The sequence below is a fragment of the Bradyrhizobium sp. USDA 4503 genome (genome assembly GCF_054055815.1).
Window position 1 is genome coordinate 2,247,244 of sequence record NZ_JBSRXS010000001.1, and the last position, 23,870, is coordinate 2,271,113.

20 protein-coding genes and 1 tRNA gene are annotated in these 23,870 nt (G+C 64.7%); 8 read left to right on the forward strand and 13 right to left on the reverse strand.

Annotation, left to right across the window (positions count from 1 at the left end):
* The first annotated feature begins 618 nt into the window (after positions 1-618).
* Positions 619-1,014, forward strand: a complete 396-nt coding sequence (locus ACVMIH_RS11030) for a hypothetical protein (protein WP_456861668.1) — start codon at positions 619-621, stop codon at positions 1,012-1,014.
* Entirely contained in the window at positions 1,007-2,206 is a 1,200-nt protein-coding gene (locus ACVMIH_RS11035) for a tyrosine-type recombinase/integrase (protein ID WP_456861670.1), read from the forward strand. The genes ACVMIH_RS11030 and ACVMIH_RS11035 overlap by 8 nt, the downstream gene beginning before the upstream one ends.
* A gap of 74 nt (positions 2,207-2,280) precedes the next feature.
* On the opposite strand, the gene ACVMIH_RS11040 is transcribed toward ACVMIH_RS11035, so the two are convergent.
* Positions 2,281-2,356, reverse strand: a tRNA-Trp gene (locus ACVMIH_RS11040).
* A 169-nt stretch (positions 2,357-2,525) separates the two neighbouring features.
* Between ACVMIH_RS11040 and ACVMIH_RS11045 the strand changes: the two genes are divergently transcribed.
* Positions 2,526-3,749, forward strand: a complete 1,224-nt coding sequence (locus tag ACVMIH_RS11045) for a serine hydrolase domain-containing protein (RefSeq protein WP_456861672.1) — start codon at positions 2,526-2,528, stop codon at positions 3,747-3,749.
* 116 nt (positions 3,750-3,865) lie between these two features.
* Here the strand turns inward: ACVMIH_RS11045 and ACVMIH_RS11050 are convergent, their stop codons facing one another.
* Positions 3,866-4,633, reverse strand: a complete 768-nt coding sequence (locus ACVMIH_RS11050; protein ID WP_026192903.1) for an SDR family NAD(P)-dependent oxidoreductase — start codon at positions 4,631-4,633, stop codon at positions 3,866-3,868.
* A 138-nt stretch (positions 4,634-4,771) separates the two neighbouring features.
* Positions 4,772-5,479, reverse strand: coding sequence for a histidine phosphatase family protein (locus ACVMIH_RS11055; protein ID WP_057019561.1), 708 nt, complete (start codon positions 5,477-5,479; stop codon positions 4,772-4,774).
* Between the two features lie 152 nt (positions 5,480-5,631).
* On the opposite strand from ACVMIH_RS11055, the gene ACVMIH_RS11060 reads away from it, so the two are divergent.
* Together ACVMIH_RS11060 and argE are read left to right on the forward strand one after the other, a co-directional pair.
* Positions 5,632-6,417, forward strand: a complete 786-nt coding sequence (locus ACVMIH_RS11060) for an SDR family NAD(P)-dependent oxidoreductase (protein ID WP_057019562.1) — start codon at positions 5,632-5,634, stop codon at positions 6,415-6,417.
* A gap of 645 nt (positions 6,418-7,062) precedes the next feature.
* Entirely contained in the window at positions 7,063-8,232 is a 1,170-nt protein-coding gene (gene argE / locus ACVMIH_RS11065) for an acetylornithine deacetylase (protein ID WP_456861674.1), read from the forward strand.
* Between the two features lie 32 nt (positions 8,233-8,264).
* Here argE and ACVMIH_RS11070 read toward each other — a convergent pair whose 3' ends face one another.
* The 3 genes from ACVMIH_RS11070 to ACVMIH_RS11080 form a co-directional block, all read right to left on the reverse strand.
* On the reverse strand, positions 8,265-9,179 hold the full coding sequence (locus ACVMIH_RS11070; RefSeq protein ID WP_092082390.1) for a DMT family transporter: 915 nt from the start codon (positions 9,177-9,179) through the stop codon (positions 8,265-8,267).
* A 271-nt stretch (positions 9,180-9,450) separates the two neighbouring features.
* Entirely contained in the window at positions 9,451-10,509 is a 1,059-nt protein-coding gene (locus ACVMIH_RS11075) for a phosphotransferase family protein (RefSeq protein WP_057019564.1), read from the reverse strand.
* Between the two features lie 135 nt (positions 10,510-10,644).
* Positions 10,645-11,877, reverse strand: coding sequence for an acyl-CoA dehydrogenase family protein (locus ACVMIH_RS11080; RefSeq protein ID WP_057019565.1), 1,233 nt, complete (start codon positions 11,875-11,877; stop codon positions 10,645-10,647).
* A 329-nt stretch (positions 11,878-12,206) separates the two neighbouring features.
* Between ACVMIH_RS11080 and ACVMIH_RS11085 the strand changes: the two genes are divergently transcribed.
* A complete protein-coding gene (locus ACVMIH_RS11085) occupies positions 12,207-12,896 on the forward strand; it encodes a TetR/AcrR family transcriptional regulator (protein WP_057019566.1) in 690 nt (229 codons plus the stop codon).
* A gap of 29 nt (positions 12,897-12,925) precedes the next feature.
* On the opposite strand, the gene ACVMIH_RS11090 is transcribed toward ACVMIH_RS11085, so the two are convergent.
* Positions 12,926-13,321: a RidA family protein gene (locus ACVMIH_RS11090; RefSeq protein WP_176936864.1), complete on the reverse strand. Its 396-nt coding sequence runs from the start codon at positions 13,319-13,321 to the stop codon at positions 12,926-12,928.
* A gap of 246 nt (positions 13,322-13,567) precedes the next feature.
* Complete coding sequence (locus ACVMIH_RS11095; protein ID WP_057019568.1) at positions 13,568-14,794, reverse strand: CaiB/BaiF CoA transferase family protein; 1,227 nt, start codon at positions 14,792-14,794, stop codon at positions 13,568-13,570.
* Positions 14,795-15,065: 271 nt separating this feature from the next.
* Between ACVMIH_RS11095 and ACVMIH_RS11100 the strand changes: the two genes are divergently transcribed.
* The gene (locus ACVMIH_RS11100; protein ID WP_456861677.1) at positions 15,066-15,317 is read left to right on the forward strand and encodes a hypothetical protein; all 252 of its coding nucleotides are present in this window, start codon (positions 15,066-15,068) and stop codon (positions 15,315-15,317) included.
* On the opposite strand, the gene ACVMIH_RS11105 is transcribed toward ACVMIH_RS11100, so the two are convergent.
* From ACVMIH_RS11105 to ACVMIH_RS11125, 5 genes are all read right to left on the reverse strand, one after another.
* On the reverse strand, positions 15,314-16,369 hold the full coding sequence (locus ACVMIH_RS11105; protein ID WP_233442899.1) for an amidohydrolase family protein: 1,056 nt from the start codon (positions 16,367-16,369) through the stop codon (positions 15,314-15,316). The two genes, ACVMIH_RS11100 and ACVMIH_RS11105, sit on opposite strands and share 4 nt — an antisense overlap.
* A gap of 97 nt (positions 16,370-16,466) precedes the next feature.
* Complete coding sequence (locus tag ACVMIH_RS11110) at positions 16,467-19,130, reverse strand: nitrate reductase (RefSeq protein ID WP_057019570.1); 2,664 nt, start codon at positions 19,128-19,130, stop codon at positions 16,467-16,469.
* An 11-nt stretch (positions 19,131-19,141) separates the two neighbouring features.
* Positions 19,142-19,471, reverse strand: coding sequence for a nitrite reductase small subunit NirD (nirD, locus tag ACVMIH_RS11115; protein ID WP_028335429.1), 330 nt, complete (start codon positions 19,469-19,471; stop codon positions 19,142-19,144).
* Positions 19,468-21,927: a nitrite reductase large subunit NirB gene (gene nirB / locus ACVMIH_RS11120; RefSeq protein ID WP_456861680.1), complete on the reverse strand. Its 2,460-nt coding sequence runs from the start codon at positions 21,925-21,927 to the stop codon at positions 19,468-19,470. The genes nirD and nirB overlap by 4 nt, the downstream gene beginning before the upstream one ends.
* A gap of 190 nt (positions 21,928-22,117) precedes the next feature.
* On the reverse strand, positions 22,118-22,300 hold the full coding sequence (locus ACVMIH_RS11125; protein ID WP_057019572.1) for a hypothetical protein: 183 nt from the start codon (positions 22,298-22,300) through the stop codon (positions 22,118-22,120).
* Positions 22,301-22,561: 261 nt separating this feature from the next.
* Here ACVMIH_RS11125 and ACVMIH_RS11130 point away from each other — a divergent pair, with 261 nt between their 5' ends.
* Positions 22,562-23,821 (forward strand): MFS transporter, encoded by a 1,260-nt coding sequence (locus ACVMIH_RS11130; protein WP_057019680.1) that lies wholly within the window; start codon positions 22,562-22,564, stop codon positions 23,819-23,821.
* Positions 23,822-23,870 lie beyond the last annotated feature (49 nt).

Below are 23,870 nucleotides of genomic sequence, written 5' to 3' on the forward strand. Positions count from 1 at the left end.
CATGGCAGCCAGCCTCAACCTAATCTTCTTCTCGTCGTCGATGACGCCAGAGGCAGCGGCGCGAAAGTATCTTCCGGCCGTGAAGATAGCCGTGAAGGAAATCGAGCGGCGGTGGTTCGGGGCAAACGCGGCGCGTGGAAGGTAGCCTTAGGCCGGAAGACCTCCATAGCCCGCCGCCGAGCAGGCGAGGACCAGCCGGAGCCCCCGGCGTTATTTCGACCCTGCCAACGCCCAAACAGCGGCCGACGGCCGCGATCGCATAGCCGGGCTCGGGCGGCCCACCCTGCGGACGGCTCCAACCCTCCCGCCGCGCCTCTCTCATTCCTACTGGTCTCGGGCCGGGCTTTCGAGGTCGCGGATGGCATCAAGCAGGTCCTGTTGAGTAATGCCACTACTAGCAAACTCGTCCCGCAAGAGATCCGGGACCACGCTAGGGAAGAGCGCCATCAGAATACGCGCGCTTTGAGCAGGGTCCCTGTCTGTTAGCGCATCGTGTGCTACGGCTAACCCCTCCAGACCGCTCTTGAGAAGAACCTTGCGCAACCTATTAATCTCAGCCCAGTCGGCGTCCAAGAGGCCCGAAGAGTCGGCCTTGGTCTCGCCGCGACGCCAGCAACAGTGGCCATTCTGGTTTTAGCTGTTATGGCAACCGACAGTGTCTCGGACACAGACGCCCGAATCCATCAGTTGGCAAAAGCTCGCGCAAAACCACGGTGCAAGCTGACGGGATCCGCTTTCCTGGTCGATGCTTTGACCGCGGTCTTTGCATCGTACGAATTGGCGTTTCAGGTGCTCTACGTCCGCGTGCACAGATCGACCATGGCATGCGAGATTGTCTATGAAAAAATCGCGGAGCCGCTGGCCGGCCCCCATCCCTACCTCAGACCTTCAACCTTGTTTGGTCGCCATCCGCAGCCTGGTCGTATGGATGTCGAGGCGACGCTATGGGGTAACTTGATTAGGCAGATCGCAGAACTTCTTAAGCAGCAGCATCGGAGTGACGTGAATGGGTAAGCGATCCCACGGAGAAGGCGGCATTGACGAGCGCGGTGAGAATGTCTTCCGCCTTCGATGGCGCGCGAACGGCAAGCGTCACGCAGAGACCTTTCGCGGGACCAAAGCCGAGGCGCGGAAGCGGCTCAGGGCGCTGACGAGGGCGGTCGACACCCACGAGCACGTCGACCCGAACAAGATCACGATCGCCGCCTGGACCGAGCAGTGGATCGCGGCCGGTGCGCCCGGCCGCAAGAAGACCCGCGTCGGCCAACGTACTCTCGAACGCTACGAGGAGTTGCTGCGCGTCCACGTCAAGCCAAAGCTCGGCGAAAAGCTCCTTCAGAAGCTGAAGGCGACCGAGATCGACGAGCTGTACCGCGAGCTGGAGGCCAGACTGGCACCGATGACAGTCAACCACGTCCATCGCTGCTTCAACAGCTGCCTGTCGACCGCCGAGCGTAAAGGCATGCTAGCCAGCAATCCCATGACCCGGATCGAACAGCTGCCGTCGGCCGGCGAGAGCGACCACGGCCTTGCGCTCGACGAGTCGGACCTGAAGACGCTGGTCAGCGGCTTCAAGTCGTTGCCAACGATGTACGTCCCGGTTGCGGTGGACGCGGCGATAGGCGTCCGGCGTAACGAGTTGCTCGCATTTCGCTGGTCGGACTTCGACGACCAAAAGAAGACACTCAGGGTCGAGCGCGCCCTGGAGATCACAAAGAAGTTCGGCGCCAGGTACAAGCCCCCGAAAACGTGGCGCGGAGCCCGCACGATCGCATTAGACGATGCGACGGTGGCATTGCTGGCCACCGAGCGTTTAGCGCACCAGCGGCTCTTTGCGGGCGTTCCTGACGGCGTTGATGTCGACCTGAGCTTAGTCCGGCTGCCCGACGACGCGCTGATTTTTCCGACCTTCACAAGACGCGGCGTCGATCTGGCCAAGCCGCGGGATCCGAACGCCTTCTCGAAGCAATTCCGACGAGCCGCGGACGCTCTAGGCTACGAGGGATTCGAATTCCACCACTTGCGGGGCACCCACGCGACGCTGCTGCTCGACCGCGGCGTCCCTGTCCACACCGTCGCCGAGCGCATCGGAGACGATCCAGCGGTGCTGCTCAGGAACTATGCAAAACGTAAGCGGAGGCAGACCGCGGATACCTCGGTGGCCTCGATCATCAATTCGCTATCGGCGGGGATTTTTGGGTCCTGAAAGCGCTTGGGTCCAGGTTGGGTCCAAGTTCGGTGTCCGTTCCCAGAGAATCATGCTTAAGTCATTGAATTAGCTGGCAGGAGTGGCAGGGCTCGAACCTGCGACCCCCGGTTTTGGAGACCGGTGCTCTACCAATTGAGCTACACTCCTGCAGGGAACCTGCGTCGCCGCCGGTTCGCGCCGTTTCAAGCACAGGGCATGGCCGGTTTGCAAGGGCGAAGCGGTGAAGCTTCTGTTCATTGCAAAACTTCTGCGCCAGACTTCGGCGATCACCCCGTGTCGGCACCTCGCCGCAAGAATCAACAACCAGGGAGAGACCATGAACGCCCAAACCGCCACCAAGCACGCCGCCAGCCCGACCACCCCCTCTCTTCCCCTCGCCAAGCCCGAATCGATCGGATTGTCGAGCGTGCGGCTGCAGGCGATGTCCGACACCTTCCGCCGCGAGGTCGACAAGGGAACCGTGCCCGGCGTGACGGTGCTGGTGGCGCGGCGCGGCCAGATCGGCTGGTTCGACGCGATCGGCCGGCAAAGCCCGACCGCCTCGGCGCCAATGGCCCATGACACGATCTTCCGTATCTTCTCGATGACCAAGCCGATCGTCTCGGTCGGCATCATGCAGCTGGTGGAGGACGGCCACTTCCTGCTCAACGACCCCGTCGCGAAATTCATCCCCGAATTCGCCGAGACCAAGGTCGGCATCGACAACAACGGCAAGCTCGAGCTGGTACCCGTGCAGCGGCAGATGACGATCCAGGACCTGCTTCGTCACACGTCTGGGCTTACTTATGACCACACCGGCAACGGCCCGGTGCAGCAGCTCTACCAGCAGTCGCGGCTGCGCAGCCGCAAGATCACCAATGCCGAGCACGCCACCATGCTCGCCGGCATGCCGCTGGTTTGCCAGCCCGGCGCCGAGTGGAACTACAGCCGCTCCACCGACATACTCGGCCGCATCATCGAGGTCGTCAGCGGCAAGACGCTCGGCGCGTACCTCACTGAGCACATCCTCTCGCCGCTGCAGATGACCGAGACCGCCTTCCACACCGGGGAAGCCAATGCCGGCCGCCTCGCCGAGGCCTTTGCCAACGATCCCTGGACCAACGACAAGGTGCAGCTGTTCAACATGCTGGAGAAGCCGGCGATGGAATCCGGCGGCGGCGGCCTGGTTTCGACCACGATGGACTATGCCCGCTTCGCGCAGATGCTGCTGAACGGCGGCTCGCTCGACGGCACCAGGATCATCGGCCGCAAGACGCTCGAATTCATGGCCTCCGATCACCTCGGCGCCGGCGTGAAGATCCAGGGCACGCTGGTGTCGCCCGGCCACAGTTTCGGCCTCGGCTTCGCCGTGCGCATGCAGCAGGGCATCGCGCCGTTCTCCGGCTCGGTCGGCCAGTATTTCTGGAGCGGCATGGCCGGCACCTTCTTCTGGATCGATCCGAGCGAAGACCTGATCGCGGTCTTCATGATGCAGGGCCCGGGCCAGCGCGAATATACCCGCTCGCTGGTGCGCAACGGGGTGTATGCGGCGGTGGAGTAGTCCGTCATTCCGGGGCGCGAACCTAAGATGCGCAATCGCGCATCGGGGAATCTCGCGCAACAACATCGAGATTCCGGGTTCAGCCCTGCGGGCTGCCCCGGAATGACGAGTGATGCTCAGCTGATCGTCGCGCCGCCGTCGATCACGATGGTCTGGCCGGTCATGAAGTCGCCGGCGCGCGAGCCCATCATCACGGCGGCGCCAGCGATCTCGTCCGGCACGCCGATCCGCAGTAGCGGCGAGCGTGCGGTCGAGGCCTTCAGATTGTCCGGATTGTCCCACAGCGCCTTCGCGAAGTCGGTCTTGATCAGGCCGGGCGCGATGCAGTTCACGCGGATATTGTGCTTGCCGTATTCGCAGGCGAGGTTGCGCGCGAGCTGCATGTCGGCAGCCTTGGAGATCGCGTAGGCGCCGAGGATGGTCGAGCCCTTCAGGCCGCCGATCGAGGACACGATGATGATCGAGCCGTCCTTGCGCTCGATCATCTGCGGCACCACCATCGAGATCAGCCAGTTGTTGGCGACGATGTTGTTGTCGAGGATCTTGCGGAACTGATCGTCGGAGATGCCGGCGAGCGGACCGTAATACGGGTTCGACGCCGCGTTGCAGACCAGCACGTCGATCTTGCCGAAGGCGCGGTTGCTCTCGTCGACCAGGTTCTGCAGGTTTTCCTTCGACGAGATGTTTGCCGCGATCGCAACCGCGGTGCCCTTGCCGTAGCTGTCGTTGATCTCCTTCGCCACCTGCTCGCAGACGTCAGCCTTGCGCGAGGAGATCACGACCTTGGCGCCGTGCTCGGCCATGCGCTCGGCGATCGCGCGTCCGATGCCGCGCGTCGAGCCGGTGATGACGGCGACTTTTCCCTTCATGTCGAACAAGGTCATGTTTCTCTCCCTGATGTTAAGTGTTCGTCTTAGCGTCATTCCGGGGCGACGCACCAGCGTCGACCCGGAATCTCGAGATTCCCCGATGCGCAATTGCGCATCTGCGGTCTGGTCCTTCGGACCATCCCGGAATGACGATCACGCAAGCTTGCTCGCCGGCCTGACTTCAGGCCCGGACGGCTGATGCATAGCGGCGTGGCGCGGATCGGCAATCCACGGCTGCTGGTTCACCATCGGCAAGCGCCAGGTCGACAGGCCTGCGCTTGCGATGTGATCGAGCCGCGTCACCGAGACATTATCGATATCGAACGACAGCCCCCTGTCCGGCTGGCCGCCGAGCGCCAGCCCGACCGCGGCCTTGATCACGCCGCCATGGCCGACGGCGATGATATTCCTGCCCGCTTCCGCCGCGGTGATCCGCACAATGGTGCGGCAGACGCGAGTGTAGAGATCCATGTAGCTCTCGCCGCCGGGCGCGGGATCGTTGACGTCGGCGAACCAGGCCGTACCCGGCGGACGGCTGGCGAGAAACGCGGCGCGGTTCATGCCCTGCCATTGGCCGAGATGCTGCTCGGCGAAGTCGCGTTCCTGCGTCATGCTTTCCGGTTTTGGAAACCCGGCAGCCCAGATCGCGTCCGCGGTCTTGTGCGTGCGTTTCAAATTGCTCGAATACCAGACCGCATCGCGCGGCAGCATCTTGGCGACCGCCTCGAACACTTCGACATCGCCGGTGTCGCAGTCGATATCCTCCTGTCCGTAGATGTTGCCGCCGTCGCTCCGCACCGGCGCGTGGCGAACCCACCACCACCGCGTCACCGTCACGTCAGGCTTGTCTGGATTGGACATCGGATGAGCCCTTCAATAGTGTCCCGTCTCGCTGTACGTCACGCCGCACATCGTCTCAAGTGCTTCGGACGTTTGAAATTTTGTTTGAATTCCGTCGCGCGGCAGACGCGCCAAGGACCACCCGAACTAATCACGTGAACAGGGAGAAACCCATGGGCCGCCTCGAAGGCAAATCCGTCATCATCACCGGCGCAGGCAGCGGCATCGGCCGCGCCGCCTCGCTGCTGTTCACCAGGGAAGGCGCCAAGCTGATCGCGGTCGATCGCACCGAGGGCGTCAACGAGACCGCCAAGCTGGTGCGCGATGCCGGCGGCACCGTCGAGGCCGTCACCGCCGATGCCGGCTCGGAGAGCGACGTGAAGGCCTTCATCGAGAAGGCGGTTTCGAAGTATGGCAAGCTCGATGCGATCTGGGCCAATGCCGGCGTCAGCGGCGGCCTCGTCCCGCTCGCCGACCAGACCGTCGAACATTGGCAGGAAGTGCTGCGCGTCAATCTGATCGGCCCGTTCCTCGCGATCAAGCATTCGATTCCGCATATGACGAAGCAAGGCTCCGGCTCGATCGTCTGCACCGCCTCCGTCGCGGGCCTGAAGTCGGGTGCCAGCGGACATCCCTACGGCGCGAGCAAGGCCGGCGTCATCAGCCTGGTGCAGACCACCGCCTACTCGCTCTCCGGCACCGGCGTGCGCATCAATGCGGTGTGCCCGGGCCTGATTGAAACCGGCATGACCAAACCGGTGTTCGATCGCGCCAAGGAGCGCGGCACCGCCGACAAGATCGGCCAGCTCAATCCGCTCAAGCGCGCCGGCCAGCCGCACGAGCTCGCCGCGATGGGATTGTTCCTGGCAAGCGATGATGCGTCCTACGTCAACGGCCAGGCCATCCCGGTCGACGGCGGCCTCACCGCATCGATGCCCTATACGGGCAAGCCGATCTAGCGAGGGCAGTCTCCAGTGGTTATCCCGGCTGCGGCCCCGATGGCTCCACATTCACGACCGTCGTCCCGGCGAAGGCCGGGACCCATAACCACAGGGTCGAGTAGTTGAAGAAGGCTGTTGCCCCAGCGTCGCGCATTCATTGGCATTTGGGGTAATGGGTCCCGGCCTTCGCCGGGACGACGCTGGAGATGGTTCGCATTCAAGTGCCAAACAATGCGGTGTCATCACCTGCGCATACGCATGCGGGTGATCCAGTACTCCAGAGACGTCTGTGCTTGAGCCGAGAGGCCGCGGCGTACTGAATCGCCCGGTCCGAGCCGGGCGATGACAGCCGAGAATGGGGAACAGTTTCGCATTCTCGCGACATAAATCGTCCGAGTCTTGCCTTTCGTTCCGCGCTAGGTCCGCGCAACGCGCGCGACCCGATGATAGCTCCACGAAACCCATCATCTCACCGCGCCGCGCGGATATGTTTGATGGGTTTCGCTTCGCTCTACCCATCTACACGCCTGGACCTCCAATAACCGCTGGCAACGGTCCGAATATTGCTTGGCCTCGGCAGGCCGACCAGCTGTTATACTTCGCTGGCAGGATCGCCCGCACACTCGTAGTTCCTCGCACAATCCCCTCGCAAACGAACAGGCAATGCAAAATCAACGTCCCGACCGCATCCGCAAGCTCTTGGCCGACCTCGTCGCCTTCGACACCGTCAGCGACCGCAGCAATCTGCCCCTGATCGACTACATCGAGCGCTACCTCGCCTCGCTTGGCCTCACGGGACAGCGCATCGTCGATGAAACCGGGCAGAAGTCCTCGTTGTGGGTCACGGTCGGCCCCGAGGACAAGGCCGGACTGGTGCTGTCGGGGCATACCGATGTCGTGCCGGTTGTGGGACAGGACTGGAGCCACAACCCGTTCGAGCTCATCGAGCGCGACGGCCGGCTGTACGGCCGCGGCACCACCGACATGAAGGGCTTTGTCGCCGTCTGCCTCGCGATGGTTCCCGAGATGCTCGCGGCCGATCTGAAGACGCCGATCAATCTTGCCATCTCCTATGACGAGGAGATCGGTTGCGTCGGCGTGCGTCCGATGCTGCGCGAGGTCGCGCGCAAGCCGATCAAGCCGCTCGGCTGTTTCGTCGGCGAGCCGACCCAGATGCAGGTGATCATCGGTCACAAGGGCAAGCATGGCGTGCGCGCCACGTTCCGCGGGCTCGCCCGCCACTCCTCGATCGCGCCCGACGGCGTCAACGCCATCGAATATGCCGCCGACCTGATCGCCGAAATCCGCCGCCGCGCCGTGCTGCTGGCGGCGGATGCCGAGCGAGACAGCCTCTACGATGTCCCGCACTCGACCCTGCTCACCAGCATCGTGCATGGCGGCGCCGCGCTGAACATCGTGCCGGACCAATGCGTGGTGGAATTCGAGTGCCGCGGCATCGGCATCACCGAGTCGAGAGAGGTGACGGACGCGATCACCGCCTGGGCCAAGGCCGAGATCGAGCCTGACATGCGCAAGCGGCATCCGGACTGCGGCATCGACTTCGAGGAGATCCTCGACTACCCCGCACTCGACACCGCCGCCGACGCCGCCATCGTCACGCTCGCCAAGCAATTTGCTGGCCGCAACGACCACGCCAAGGTCGCCTTCGGCACCGAGGCCAGCCTGTTCGTCAGCATGGCGGATGTGCCGTCCGTTGTGGTCGGCCCCGGCTCGATCGCACAGGCGCATACGCCGGATGAGTTCGTCGAGATGTCGCAGCTCGAGGCGTGCGGCGCATTCGTCGCACGGCTGATCGCGCATTGCGCGAAGTGATTTGCAAATGATTGCGTAGGATCACGGATGCCTCACAGCCCATCCGGCGGCAGGCCCGGTCCGGTCGCGGCCGGACGGAGCTTGTCGCGCTTGCGCTCGCGGTAGAAGGCATAGAGGCCGGAGGCCACGATGATCGCGGCGCCCGCGAGCATTGGACCGTCGGGCTTGTGGCCGAAGGCGAGATAGCCCGTCAGCATCGCCCACGGCAGCGCGGTATAGCGGAACGGCGCCACCGCCGAGATGTCGCCGGTGCGCAGCGACACGATGATGCACTGATAACCGATCAGGATCAGGACCGCGGCCAATATGAGCAGGCCGAGCGCGGTGCCGGACGGCGGCCGCCAGCCGCCGAGCGGGACAAGGACGACAGCACCCGCCGTCGTCACGGTCACGGTGGTGAGCAGCGTGATGAACACGGTCGGCAGCTCTTTCGGGATACGGCGGGTGGCGAGATCGCGCACCGCGCAGAAGCCGACCGACGCCAGCGCCAAGAGCGCAGCCTGGCTAAAGCCTTCCGCACCGGGCCGAACGATGACAAGCACGCCGATGAAGCCGGCGGCGATCGCAAGCCAGCGCCGCCAGCCGACCGGCTCGCCGAACACCAGCGCCGCACCGAGCGTGATAACCAGCGGCAGCGCCTGGAAGATCGCCGAGGCGTTGGCGAGCGGGATCTGCGCGATCGCGGAGAGATAGGTCAGCGTGCCGCCGATCTCGCCAAGAACCCGCAGCCCGACCGGCCAGATCAGCAGCACGCTGAAACTGCGCAGCGCGTCACGGTACCAGGCGAGCGCCGCGACCAGCACCATCGCAACCAGGCCGCGCACCAGCAGGATCTCGCCGATGTTGAGCTCCGCCGACACCGCCTTGGTGATGGTGTCGTTGACCGTGAAGCTGGCCATGGCCGCAGCCATGAACAGGCTGCCGCGAAGATTGGAGGAAAGAGCCAAAATGAAAATGTCCGATCAGGACCAGGGCGGGCGTTGACCGGACTGACTTGCCAAAGCGGCAGCGCGAACTCAAGTCACAGATGGCTACAATGCGGAAACATGCCGCACCTTGCAGCGGCGGCGCCGCATCAACGGCGACAAATGTGTTTGCGGAGACTCCCCTCACGCGGATCGCATCTGGCGATGCGATCCTACCTCTCCCCGCAGGCGGGGCGAGGTGAAGCGGACGCAAGGCGGCGCGAACCCTGCGGGATCGCGCCGCTTTCCTGGATCAGGTTGCGCCGGCCTTCTGCGCGTATTCCCATGACGCCTGCGACAGCGGCACGGTGCGCTTGGCCGACTCGAGGGCCTTGGCATTCGCCGCGGTGCCGTCGCGAACCCGGCCCGCGATGCCCTGCGTGATGCCGGCAAGGCGGAACAGGTTGTAGGAGAAATACCAGTTCAGGTCCGGCACCGGGATGCCGGTCACGTCGCAATAGATCTGCGCCGCTTCATCCTGGCTCGGAATGTTCAATGCCTTGAGGTCGGCATTGACGAGGCCCGGCATGGTCCACTGCATCAACAGGTAGGTGAAGTCGGCCATAGGATCGCCGAGCGTCGACAATTCCCAGTCGAGCACCGCCTGCACCCGCGGCTCGGTGGCGTGGAAGATCATGTTGTCGAGGCGATAGTCGCCATGCACAATCGAGACGCGCTTCTGCTCCGGAACGGTTTTCGGCAGCCACTCGGCGAGCTTCTCGAATTCGGGAATGTGCTGCGTTTCGGAGGCGCGGTACTGCTTGGTCCAGCGATCGACCTGCCGCGCAAAATAATTGCCGGGCTTGCCGAAGTCGCCGAGGCCGATCGTCTCGGGATTGAACAGATGAAGCTTGGCCAGCGTCTCGATCTTGCTGGCGAAGATCTTGCGGCGCGCGTCGGGCTCCTGGCTCGGCAGCGTCGGATCCCAGAACACCCGCCCCTCCTCCATCGACATGACGTAGAAGGCCGAGCCGATCACTGCATCGTCGGTGCACAGGGCGTAGGCTTTCGCGACCGGGAAATTCTGCTTGCCGAGCGCCGCGATCACGCGGAACTCGCGATCGACCGCATGCGCCGACGGCAACAATTTACCGAACGGCTTGCGCCGCATCACGTAGTTGCGCCCGGGGCTCTCGAGCTTGTAGGTCGGGTTGGACTGGCCACCCTTGAACTGCAGGACCGTGAGCGGCCCCTGATAGCCTTCGACGTGTTCCCTCATCCAGGCGTCGAGACTAGCCTCGTTGATACGATGGCGCTCCTCGACTTCCCTTGTGCCGGAAAATTCTTCGTCTTTCCTGACGCCGTCCGCCACGATGACGCTCCCTCAACTCGATTTTTCAAGGAGCGCGTCGGGGCGCTCCCTCAATCAGGCTGGCACGCCAGCCTGATCTCTCTTTTTCATTCTGAGCACGATGTGCGCGCGAACGCCATGCGTTCCGCATCATGCTCAGTGCGACGTGTTTGCATACTTCCGAAGTTCAAGTCTGGCAATGGCGCGATTGTGCACCTCGTCCGGACCGTCCGCCAGGCGCAGCGTGCGGATGTGGGCATAGGCGCGGGCGAGCCCTGCTTCGTCGGAGACGCCGCCGCCGCCAAAGGCCTGGATCGCCTGGTCGATGATCTTGAGCGCCATGTTGGGAGCTGCGACCTTGATCATCGCGATCTCGGCCTGTGCGGTCTTGTTGCCGACCTTGTCCATCATGTCGGCGGCCTTGAGGCAGAGCAGACGGTTCATCTCGATGTCGGTGCGGGCATCGCCGATGCGCTGCTCCCAGACCGAATGCTCGATGATCTTCTTGCCGAACGCGGTGCGCGAGGCGAGCCGCTTCACCATCTTCTCCAGCGCCTCCTCGGCCTGGCCGATGGTGCGCATGCAGTGATGGATGCGGCCCGGACCGAGACGGCCCTGGGCGATCTCGAAGCCGCGGCCTTCGCCGAGCAGGATGTTTTCCTTCGGCACGCGGACGTTCTCGAGCAGCACCTGGGCGTGGCCGTGCGGCGCATCGTCGAAGCCGAACACCGGCAGCATCTTCTCGACCTTGATGCCGGGGGTATCGAGCGGCACCAGGATCTGCGACTGCTGCTGATGCTTGGCGGCGTTGAAGTCGGTCTTGCCCATCAGGATCGCGATCTTGCAACGAGGATCGCCGACGCCCGACGACCACCATTTGCGGCCGTTGATGACGTAGTGATCGCCGTCCTTCTCGATCCGGGTCTCGATGTTGGTGGCGTCGGACGAAGCGACCGCCGGCTCGGTCATCAGGAAGGCGGAGCGGATCTCGCCGTCCATCAGCGGGCGCAGCCATTTGCGCTTCTGCTCCTTGGTGCCGTAGCGGATGAACACTTCCATGTTGCCGGTATCGGGAGCGGAGCAGTTGAACACTTCCGAAGCCCAGGAGATGCGACCCATCTCTTCCGACAGCAGCGCGTATTCGAGATTGGTCAATCCCGCGCCGTGGAATTCATCGTCCTCATGCGAGGACGGCGGCATGAACATGTTCCAGAGGCCTTCGGCCTTCGCCTTCTTCTTCAGATCCTCGAGGATCGGGATCACCTTCCAGCGCGGGCCCTCGGCATCCTGCTTGTCGTAGATCGGCACGGCGGGCCGAACGTGCGTTTTCATGAAGGCCTGAACGCGCTCCAGCCACTCCTTCTGCTTGGGCGACATCGTGAAATCCATGGGACGCTCCTCGTTTCCTAGACTTGGGCCGCTGACCTGGGCCGATGACCTGGGCCGTAGCCATTTGCCGACATTGTTGCCCCCGCCTCCGCGGCTCGCAAGGGCGTTCGCGAAAGGGCGGCGGCGGTGTGCCAGAATGCAGCCCCGCGATCCGCGGATTGACATTTCCGACCGTTCAAACGATAGTTTCATACAAATGTTTGAAATGCAACCTCGCGTTCGTCATTCCGGGGCAGCCCGCAGGGCTGAATCCGGAATCCGGAAATTGTGGAGCGAGATTCCGGGTTCGATGCTGCGCATCGCCCCGGAATGACCGGAGGCTCTCAGCCATGGCCAGCGACCAGACCCGATCCGCCATTCTCGCCGCCGCCGAGCGGCTCTATGCCGACCGCGGCTTCGGCGACGTCACGCTGCGCGACATCGTCGCGGAAGCGAACGTCAACCTCGCGGCGGTGAACTATCATTTCGGCTCCAAGGACGAATTGATCGCGGAGCTGTTCGTCACCCGCAGCATCCAGACCAACCGCGAGCGCCTCAACGAATTGCGGGCGGCGGAGGAAAAAGGCGGCGGCCGCGCCGCGATCGAGGACATCATGCGCGCCCTCGTCGGCCCCACCCTGCGCGGCTGCCTCGGGCCGGATCGCGAGGGCTCGACCGCGGCGCGGTTCATGATCCGCGCCTCGATCGAATCCGTGCCGCCGATCCGCCGCATCAAGAATCGCGAGGTCGATCACCTGCGCAAGTTCGCCGCGGCGATGCGCCGCGCGATGCCGGCCAGCAGCGACACCGAGCTCTATTGGGGCCTGCACTTCGCGCTCGCGATGGCGCACCACACCATCCGCGAGAAGGAACGCCTGCTGCGGCTGTCGGAAGGCAAATGCGATCTGGACGACGTCCGCGGCATCATCGACCGCGTGGTCACGGTCTCGGTGATGGCGCTGACGATGGGCGACGTGCCGAGCAAGCCAGCGCCGCGACCGGTCGCGATGCACGGGCGGCTGACGCGGCAGGATTTGTGAAGCGAGGGCGCCGCTGCGGCGCCCTGCCCTTACACCATCGCGATGCAGTCGATCTCGACGTCGAACGGCCCGGTCCATTCCGGGATGCAGACGAAGATCCGCGCCGGCGGCTGGTGCGGGAAGTACCTTGCATAGACTGCATTGAAGGTTGTGAAGTGCTTTGCCGAAGTGCAGAACACGTTGCACTTCATCACATTGTCGAGCGTGGCGCCGGCCGCCTCGAGGCATTGCTTGAGCTGCTCCATGACCAGCTCGCTTTGCCGCTCGATCGACGCGCCGGCGGCGAACTCGCCGGTCGCGGGATCGAACGGCGGCAGGCCGGAGACGAACACCATGTTGCCGGCCCGGGTCACCGGCGATGCCGGCGCCTTCCAGCGCTCCAGCCAACTCGAGATCGGTTCGACGCGGACCACTTCCCGTTTCATGATTGGCACCTTCGATGAGGATCGATGGCGCCAACCTAGCAGGCGGATGTCAATGATGCTTCGATGCTGGTCGAAGTGTTGTTGCGGAATGACGACCCTGGTCCCTTCACCCTGGGGAGCGCGCCCTTGCGCGCGTCTCGAAGGGTCGACGGCCACCAGCGGGGCCGTTCATCCTTCGAGGCTAGCAAGAGCTCGCACCTCAGGATGACGGAGAAACTCCACCGCCCGCGGCCTCGAAGTCAGTGCCTACAGAATCCCCTGCGCCTTCAGTCCCTCGACCTTGGCGTCGTCATAGCCGATGGTCGCCAGCACGTCCTTGGTGTCGGCCCCTAACAGCGGCGGGGCGCGGTACTCGGTGATCGGCGTGCCCGAGAAGGTCAGCGCGTTGCGGATCAGCGACAGGTTCGGCTCGAACGGATGGTCGACCTTGACCCGCATGCCGCGCGACTGCACGTGCGGATCGCTGAACACCTGCTCGAAATTGTTGATCGGGCCGGACGGCACGCCGGCCTCCTCGAGCTTCTCCAGCCAGTAGGCCACCGGATGCTTCAGGAACAGCCCGGCGAAGATCGCCATGATCTCCTTGCCGTGCACGACGCGGTCGTTGTTCTTGACGAAGCGCTTGTCGTTCGCGAGCTCGGGCTCGCCGAGCACGGCGCAGGTGCGCTGGAACTGGCCGTCATTGCCGACCACCAGCATCAGCTCGCCGTCGGTGCAGCGGAACACGCCGGCCGGCATGCCGCCATTGCCCCAGGTGCCGCGGCGCGGCGGGGTCTTGCCATTGACGAGGTAGATCTGCAGCCAGTGCGACAGCGATGCGATCACCGTGTCGAACAGGCAGACGTCGATGTGCTGCCCTTCCCCGTTGTTGGCGTCGCGATGGTAGAGCGCCGAGAGGATGCCGATCGAGGTGTTCATGCCGGTCATGTAGTCGACGATCGAGGGGCCGACCTTCATCGGGCCCTCGCCCGGCTCGCCGTCGATATGGCCGGTGACGCTCATCAGGCCACCCATCGCCTGCAGGATCGCATCATAGCCCGCGCGCGGCGCGTAAGGTCCGGTCTGGCCGAAACCCGTCACCGAGCAATAGATGATACCGGGGTTGAGCTGCTTGATGGTCTCGTAGTCGAGACCGTAACGCTTGAGGTCGCCGACCTTGTAGTTCTCCATCATCACGTCGGCCGTCTTGGCGAGCTCGCGGATGATCGCCTGCCCTTCCGGCTTGGCGATGTTGACGGTGACCGACTTCTTGTTGCGGTTGGCGCAGAGGTAGAACGAGTTGTTGTTGTTCTGCTTGCCTTCGGGATCGGTGAGATAGGGCGGGCCGAAAGCGCGGGCGTCGTCGCCGCCGCCGGGCCGCTCGATCTTGATCACCTCGGCGCCGAGATCCGCCAGCATCTGGGCCGACAGCGGGCCCGCGAGCACCCGCGTCAGGTCGAGAATCTTGATGCCCGAGAGTGGCAGAGCCGACATGAACCTTCCTCCAAATCTTGCGATATCTTGATTGTGTCGCACCGGGCCGCTGCCCGCGCGCGCTCAAGCCTGCCGATACACCATTTTGGTGTGACGAGCACTGCATTGTCGGCATGAAGCCATCCCCGGGCGGCCTATGTGCGGCGCACCGGCGGTATTTGGCCGGAACCGGCCGGCCCCTGCCCCGATTGCCGCCACGCGAAATTGTGAAGATGGCCGACACCCATTTGCCTCAGCGTCAGCGGTATTTTACCGCGACGAGGAGGAAAACATGCGGACGATCACGACGGTCGGGTTGCTGCTGACGCTGCTTGCGGCCGCGATGCCGCCGGTGGACGCGCGCGGCAGCCACGGCCATGGCGGCGGGCACGCGATGCACGGCATGCACTTGGGCGGCGCCACTGGCGCCGGCAGTTTTGCCGACGACAAGCGCCACGGCAACGACCCCTACACCAAGGCGGCCTCCGACGAAGAGGACCGCCTGCTCAACAGCAAGCTGAAGAGCATCTGCCGCGGCTGCTAGGACGACGTCCAGCGAAGCCGCGCCAGGATCGCGCGGCCCATGATCCAGTCCTTGTCGCTTTCGCTGAGGAACGGAAGCTCCTCGGTGAATTGCGTCACGCGCTGCCGGTAAGTGGCCCGGGCGAATGAGTTGGTTAGATCGGTCCCCCAGTGGCAGCGCTCCGGGCCGTAGGCGTCGAACAGGCGGTGGATGTGCGGGATCACGTCGCGGAATGGATATCGCTCAGTCGAAATCAGCGGGACCGACGACAACTTCACCGATACATTCGCATATTTTGCGAGCGCGGCCGCCTGGACGATAGCCTCCGGCACCATGTTGTTTTCCGATGAGCCGGGACGAGGGCGAAGTCCCGCGCCGACGCCCATGTGATCGATGATGAGCGTAAGTTGCGGGTGCCGCTCGGCGATGCGGGCGAACAGCGACGTCTGCCCCTCAGTGAGAAACATCACCGGCAGGCGGGCCTTCTCCGCCGCCGGCCAGAACCAGTCCGCGGTTCCGTCTGTCAGCCACGCCGCTTCGCCGGGGCCGACGTTCAACCTCACGCCCAGTACGCCGGGCTGGTCGCGCCAAGTCGCAAGCCGTGCCGCGCGGTCGGGCTTGTCGAGGGCGACACGCGCCATGATGGCGAAGCGGCCCGGGTACCGTCTGACTGCCTCCTGGGCATAATCGATGCGCTCACCTTCAAGCGACACTGGCGGAACGATGACAACGCGATCGACGCCAGCCTCGTCCATCAGTGGAATGACTCGCTCGATGGTGAAGGGCTCCGGGAGCTGCGGCTTGGCACCGGGGAGCCAGGGTCTCTCCGGAGTGCTTGCCGGCCACAGGTGAACCTGCGAATCGACGATCACTCGTTTTTGCTGCGCGACTGCTACAGTGGCGCGTTGCATTGACAGCGCGACACCGGTCGCGACGGCGCCGGTCAGAAGATGACGGCGTGAAGGCATGTAATGTCCTTCCTGTTCTATGGCTTTGGTCACGACATGATGGTGATCGGCACGGCGCGCCTCAGCAGGGGTAACCGCAAACTGGCTCGCAATATTGAAGATCACATTAGGAAATTGCGGCCGTAGAAATAGGGCTCACGGTCAATTTGCGCCGCAACAATCTTGAATCGCGCATTTCTCGGCTGGGCCCTGGCGCGGCGACCTACGACGCGATCGCCTGCCGCGGCTGCGCGGTGGCGCCGATCAGCTTGCCGATCTCGGGCTTGCAGCCGCCGCAATTGGTGCCGGCCTTCAGACAGCGGCCGATCGCATCGACGCTGTCGGCGCCCTTTTTGATCTCGGCGGTGATCTGGTGCCGTCCGACGCTGAAACAGGAGCAGACGATCGGGCCGACATCCTCGCCCGCGCCGAACGGCCTTCCCGCGAGCAGCGACATCCGCGCATTGGCCGACAATTGCTGCTCGGCGAACAGCCCGGTCAGCCAGGCCCGCGACGGCAGCGCGTGATTGGGCGCGATGAACACGCAGCCCTCGAGCCGGCCGTCGCGCACCGCCGCGTAGCGGAAGCGTCCCGCCGCCGGATCGCGATAGGCGATCCACTCGATCTCGACACCTTCGAGGCCGAGCTGCGCCCTCGCCCAGTCGCGCCAGCTCTCCGGGCGAGTGTCGAGCGCGAGCTCCAGCCGCGTGCAATCGCCGGCCTTGCCGTAGACCCAATAGCCGCTTGCCGGACGCCTGATCGCGTCGCGGCTCAGGATGAAGGCGTGCCATTTCGGCGTATAGGGATCGGCCTTGACCGGCGTGTGCTTGGACTCCGGCTGGCCGGACACTGGATCTGTCGCCGGATTGACCAGCGCGTTGACGCGCCCCTCGCCGGCGAACTCCGCGTTCCAGTGCATCGGCACGAACACGCAGCCGCGACGCTGGTCGGCGCTGACCACGACGCGCGCGATCATCTCGCCCCAGCTGCTGGTCAGCCGCACCAATCCCTCGTTTTGCAGCCCGGCCTGCCGCGCATCCTCGGGGTGAAACTCGGCATAGGGCTCGAACACATGCGCCAGCAGCCGGCCGGTTTTGCCGGTCCGGGTCATGGTGTGCCATTGATCGCGCACGCGGCCGGTGTTGAGCACCAGGGGAAAGTCGCGGCTGGTGGCGTGGCGCGCCGCGCGCGGCGCCACCGGTACGAAGCGCGCCTTGCGGTCCGGCGTGAAGAATTGCTGGCTCTCGAACATCCGCGACGTGCCGGCCGGATGGTCCGACGTCACGGGCCACTGCACCGGCGCCAGCGCGTCATAGGCGGTATCGTCCAGCGCCGCCAGCGCCGAGATGTCGAAATCGCGCCGGCCGCTATTCTCGAAGCCGGACAGTTCGGCGTGCTCGCGGAACACCTCGGCCACCGAGGCATAATCGAAGCCGGAATATCCCATCCGGGCGGCGACGTCGCAGATGATGCGCCAGTCGGCGCGCGCCTCGCCCGGCGCTGCGAGAAACGGCCGCTGCCGCGAGATCCGGCGCTCGGAATTGGTGACGGTGCCGTCCTTCTCGCCCCACGCCAGTGCCGGCAGCAGCACGTCGGCATGGCGCGTGGTGTCGGTGTCGCGCATGCAATCCGTCACCACGACGAGCTCGCAGGCGTCGAGCGCGGCGCGCGCGCGATCGGCATCCGGCAGGCTCACCACCGGATTGGTCGAGATGATCCACACCGCCTTGATGCGGCCGTCGGCGATCGCGTCGAACATGTCGACCGCTTTCAGCCCGGCCTTCTCCGCGATCACTGGCGCACGCCAGAACCGCTGCACCAGCTCGCGATGCGCGGGATTCTCGATCTCCATATGCGCGGCGAGCTGGTTGGCGAGCCCGCCGACCTCGCGGCCGCCCATCGCGTTGGGCTGGCCGGTCAGCGAGAACGGCCCCATGCCGGGACGGCCGATGCGTCCAGTCAAGAGATGGCAATTGATGATGGCGTTGACCTTGTCGACGCCGCTCGACGACTGGTTGATGCCTTGCGAATACAGCGTGACGACGCGCTCGGTACGCGTGAACCAGTCGAAGAACAGCCCGACCGCGCCTTCGGTCAGGCCGCAGGTCGCCGCGGTCTGCGCCACGGTCTGGCCGCCGACCTGCTTCAGCGCGTCGACCACACCCGTCGTGCAATTGCCGACAAAGCCGCGGTCGACCGCGTTGCTGCCGGCGAGAAAGGCGAACAGGCCGTTGAACAGCACGGAATCGCTGCCCGAGCGCAGCGGCAGATGCAGATCGGCGCCCTCGCAGGTCGCGGTGCGGCGCGGATCGATCACCACGATCTTGCAGGCCGGATTCTTCTCCTTCGCCGCCAGCATGCGCTGGTGCAGGATCGGATGGCACCAGGCGGCGTTGGAGCCCACCAGCACGAGTAAGTCCGCCTGCTCGAGATCCTCATAGCAGCCCGGCACGGTGTCGCTGCCGAACGCGCGCTTGTGCCCCGCGACGCTGGAGGCCATGCACAGCCGCGAATTGGTGTCGATATTGGCGGTGCCGACGAAGCCCTTGGCGAGCTTGTTGATGACGTAATAGTCCTCGGTCAGCAGCTGGCCGGAAACATAGAACGCGGCCGCGTCGGGCCCGTGCTCGCGTATGATCCTGCTAAAGCCATCGGCGACGCGATCGAGCGCGTCGTCCCATGACGCCGGCGCGCCGTCCACCATCGGCTCGAGCAGACGCCCGTCGAGATCGATGGTCTCGGCGAGCGCCGAGCCCTTGCTGCAGAGCCGGCCGAAATTGGCCGGATGCTGCCTGTCGCCCTCGACGGTGACGGCACCGGCCGCGTCCTTCGACGCGATGACGCCACAGCCGACACCGCAATAGGGACACGTGGTCTTGACGGACATTGCCTGACCGCTCAGCTCACCGCGGCCGCCTGCCGCACCGACAGCCAGACAACGCCGTTCTCGACCTTGGCCGGATGGGTATGGGTGCAGCCTTCGTCGGGCGCCACGGCCTGCCCGCTCGCCAGTTCGATGACGAAGTTATGCAGCGGACAGGTCACGCGCTTGTTGTGCACGATGCCCTGCGACAGCGGCCCGCCCTTGTGCGGGCAGCGGTCGTCGAGCGCGAACACCTCGTCGCTCTCGGTCCGGAACACTGCGATGTTGCCGCCCGGCGTGCGCACCACGCGCGAGCCGAGCCGCGGAATGTCGGTCAATGCGCCGATTTCGATCCACTGAGTCATGCGAGCTCCAATTCGGCGAGAGGCGCGAACTCGTTGCGGTCGACGCCGCGGCTGGCACGCTCGGCCCACGGATCGGTTTGCGCGAACTGCTGCGAATAGGCAAAGCGGGCGAACAGCGCCTTGCGGTTCGCAACGTCGTCGACCACCCGCTTCCTGATCTGCTCGAGACCGACGCGGTCGCACCATTTGTACATGCGCTCCAGATACCAGCCCTCCTCGCGGTAGAGCTGGGTCAGCGCCACGATCACCTCGAGGCATTCGTCCTCGGTCTCGACCTTGGTCAGGAACTCGGTGCCCTTGATGTGCAGTCCGGCGGCACCGGCGAAATGGATCTCGTAACCGGAATCGACGCAGACCACGCCGACGTCCTTGCAGGTCGCTTCCGCGCAGTTGCGCGGGCAGCCGGAGACGCCGAGCTTGACCTTGGCCGGCGTCCACGAGCCCCACATGAACTTCTCGAGCTTGACGCCGAGGCCGGTCGAATCCTGGGTGCCGAAGCGACACCATTCCGAGCCGACGCAGGTCTTCACCGTGCGCAGGCCCTTGGCGTAGGCGTGGCCCGACACCATGCCGGCGTCGTTGAGGTCGGACCACACCGCCGGCAGGTCCTCCTTCTTGACGCCGAGCAGGTCGATGCGCTGGCCGCCGGTGACCTTCACCGTCGGGATGTTGAACTTCTCGGCGACGTCGGCGATCGCGCGCAGCTCGCTCGGCGTCGTGACGCCGCCCCACATCCGCGGCACGACCGAATAGGTGCCGTCCTTCTGGATGTTGGCGTGGACGCGCTCGTTGATGAAGCGCGACTGCTGATCGTCGCGATATTCGCCGGGCCAGGTCGCGAGCAGATAGTAATTCAGCGCCGGACGGCAGGAGTGGCAGCCGTTCAGGGTCTTCCACTCCATGAAGCGCATGACCGCGGGAATGGTCTTGAGCTGCTGCTCGACGATCACGCGGCGAACGTCGTCGTGGCTGTGATCGGTACATTTGCACAGCGGCTTGACCTTCGGCGCCGCCGAATAGTCGCCGCCGAGCGTGAACGCCAGCACCTGCTCGACGAGCCCGGTGCAGGAGCCGCAGGACGACGATGCCTTGGTATGGGCGCGGACGTCGTCGAGCGTGAACAGCTTCTTCTCGCTGATCGCCTTGACGATGGCGCCCTTGCAGACGCCGTTGCAGCCGCAGATCTCGGTCTCGTCGCTCATCGCGGCAACCGAGCTCTGGCCGCTGACGCCGCCATCGCCGAGATTGGCGGCGCCGAACACCAGGCGCTCGCGCATATGCGAGACGTCGGTGCCGTCGCGCAGGTGCTGGAAGTACCAGGGACCGTCGATGGTGTCGCCATAGAGCACGGCGCCGACGATCTTCTTGTCCTTCAGGATGATGCGCTTGTAGACGCCGCGGTTGGCGTCCTGCAGCACGATCTCCTCCTTGTCCGGCCCCGGCGCGAAGTCGCCGGCCGAGAACAGGTCGATGCCGGTGACCTTCAGCTTGGTCGAGGTAACCGAGCCGTCATAGGTGGCGAAACCCTTCATCGCGAGGTGGTTGGCGCAGACCTTGGCCTGGTCGAACAGCGGCGCGACGAGACCGTAGGTCTGGCGGCGGTGCTGCACGCACTCGCCGACCGCGTAGATGCGGCCGTCATAGGTCTGCATGGTGTCGGAAACGACGATGCCGCGCTCGCAGTAGAGCCCGGCCTTCTTGGCGAGCTCGAAATTCGGACGGATGCCGACCGCCATCACCACCAGATCGGCCGGCAGCTCGGTGCCGTCGCCGAACCGCACGCCGGTGACGCGGTCCTCGCCCAGGATGGCCTGGGTCTGCGCCGGCATCTTGAACACCATGCCGCGCTCTTCCAGCGACTTGCGCAACAGGCCGCCGGCCACCGGATCGAGCTGACGCTCCATCAGCGTGTCGAGCAGATGCACGACCGTGACGTTCATGCCGCGCTTCATCAGCCCATTGGCGGCCTCGAGGCCCAACAGGCCGCCGCCGATCACCACCGCGTTGCGATAGTCGGTCGAGGCCTTGATCATGCGATCGACGTCGTAGATGTCGCGGAAGCCGATCACGCCTGGCAGTTCCTTGCCCGGCAGCGGCAGCATGATCGGGTTTGAGCCCGTCGCGATCAGCAGGCGGTCATAGGGCACCCGCTTGCCGGCCTCGGTGACGACTTCGCAGGTCCGGCGATCGATCATGGTGATCGTCTCGCCCTTGCGTAGCGTGATGTTGTTGTCCTCGTACCAGTCGACGGTGTTGAGCATGATGTCGTCGACGGTCTTCTCGCCGGCGAGCACCGGCGACAGCAGGATGCGGTTGTAATTGCCGTAGGGCTCGGAGCCGAACACCGTGATGTCGTAGAGGTCGGGCGCGCGCTCCAGCAGCGCCTCGACCGTCCGGATGCCGGCCATCCCGTTGCCGATCACCACGAGCTTCTGCTTGGTCACTTTGTCGAGCATGGTCTGCCTTTCAATTCCGACGGCGCTGCGCAGCGACGCGGCGTGCGTCGTTGATGGGCACCGATAAAGGTTTGGAGTTGTAGGAAGCCCAGCCGCGGGCGCAGACCGTCTTCGATGACGACCGATGTTCCGTTGTTGATTAATATTCAAAACGCGTGCCAACTCGTGGCGGGCGAATCCGGCTGCAAAATCAAAAGGTTTCCGGCCGATCAAAATCCACCGGTCCGCGCGCCGCGCCGACAGCCGGCCGAAATTTTAGCCACGCCGATGATCTCTTGTGCATCACAGCATCGCCGGCCGCGATGCGATCGCGAAATCGCATTTGATGCGCGATCGCAGGGACTTGGCGCATCGCACAAAAAAGCACCAGCATGCACGTTTGCGCGGCGGCACTTGCCGCAAGCCACGCCACGCGCGGCGGCGGAACGCTGTTCGCGATTGCGCGGCAACGTCTTGCGACTGCACGGCAAAGCGACACGACCTGATCGATGGCACGGTAATTGCTGACCCCAGCTGTTGACGGAGTGCGTCTCAACGACGAGCGCACTCCCATTCACCAACATTCCATTTGTCTGCGCCTGAGATGGCCGCGCTTTCGCGGCTGCCTCCGCCGCATCAACGCGAGATGCTTGCGATGAAGCTTGCCGAGTTCAAGAAGGCAGGTCACTGGCCGACACTGCTTGCCGCGTTCCTGTACTTCGACATCAGTTTCATGGCGTGGGTCGCGCTCGGACCGCTGATCGTCTACATCGCGCGAGACATGAATCTGGCCGTGAACGAGAAGTTCACCCTGGTCGCCATTCCCGTGCTGGCCGGCGCGCTGCTGCGCGTGCCGATGGGCATTCTCGCCGACATCATCGGCGCCAAGCGCACCGGCATCATCGCCCAGCTCGTCGTGATCGCCGCGACTGCTGCGGTGTGGCACTTCGGGCTGACCAGCAAGCTCGCGATCGAGCTGTTCGGGCTTGCGCTCGGCGTCGGCGGCGCCTCGTTCGCCGTCGCCCTGCCCCAGGCGAGCCGCTGGTATCCGCCGCAATATCAGGGCGTGGTGATGGGGATTGCCGGTGCCGGCAATATGGGCGTCGTGCTCGACACGCTGCTCGCGCCGACCATTGCCGAGCATTGGGGCTGGCAGGCCGTGTTCGGCTGCCTGCTTATTCCGATGCTGATGGTGCTTGCCTATTACGCGGTCGCAGCCAAGGACGCGCCGGGCGAGCGCAAGAAGGTCTCGCTGCAGGCCTACGGCGCACTGCTGAAGGATTCCGACAGCCGCTGGTTCATGTTCTTCTACTTCATCACCTTCGGCGGCTTCGTCGGCCTCGCCAACGCGCTGCCGCTCTATTTCACCGTGCAGTATCATGTCTCCGGCGTCGCGGCGGGCATGCTGGTCGCGCTGATCGTCGCGTTCGGCTCGGGATTCCGCCCCGTCGGCGGCATGATCGCCGACCGGATCGGCGGCATCCGTTCGCTGTCGATCCTGTTCGGTGTCGTGGTCGCGGTCTATCTCGTCATTGCCTTCATGCCGGAGGGCCCGACGGCGCCGACGCAGGCCGGTTGGGCGTTGACGGGACTGCCGCGCATCGCCTGGATCTCGGTGCTGCTGTTCTCGATCGGCGTGCTGGCCCTCGGCATGGGCAACGGCGCGGTATTCCAGCTGATCCCGCTGCGCTTCCGTCACGAGATCGGCCTGATGACCGGGCTGGTCGGTTGCGCCGGCGGCGTCGGCGGCTTCTTCCTCGCCCAGACGCTCGGCGCCGCCAAGGGCATGACCGGCGGCTTCGGCGCCGGCTTCCTGTTCTTCGGCGGGCTGGCGTTGCTTGGCTTCATCGGACTTGCCATGGTCAAGGTTCGCTGGCGCACCACGTGGGGCGCGGTATCGGGAGCGCGCGTCTGAGGACTCCGCTCCGCAACATGACGGGGCCCGGACGTGGCGAACGGTTCGC